Annotated in this window: 1 protein-coding gene; it reads right to left on the bottom strand. The window is 63.9% G+C overall.

The features are described 5' to 3' along the window. A partial coding sequence (locus A3722_RS06565) for a DUF5671 domain-containing protein (RefSeq protein ID WP_236627356.1) occupies positions 1-216 on the bottom strand: 216 nt, incomplete at both ends.

Below are 216 nucleotides of genomic sequence, written 5' to 3'. Positions count from 1 at the left end.
ACAGGACCGCAGCGGCGAAAAGCAGGGTCACGTAGGTCATCCAACTGCGAATGGCCGAGCGCGCCAGCGCCGGATCAGCGGCCAACCGCCTGTTTTCGCGCGTGGCCAGCCACAGGTACAGCGGCAACGTCACGATCAGCACCGCCATGGCCCAGCGGATGCGATAGGTCGCCCCGCCACCCTCTGAGGAAATGAAGTGGTCGATCAAAGCATGCA

This window comes from Sulfitobacter sp. HI0027 (assembly GCF_001634775.1).
Classification (GTDB): domain Bacteria; phylum Pseudomonadota; class Alphaproteobacteria; order Rhodobacterales; family Rhodobacteraceae; genus Sulfitobacter.
The sequence above is the reverse complement of the archived record's forward strand: the minus strand, read 5'-3'. Positions and strand labels throughout refer to the sequence as shown.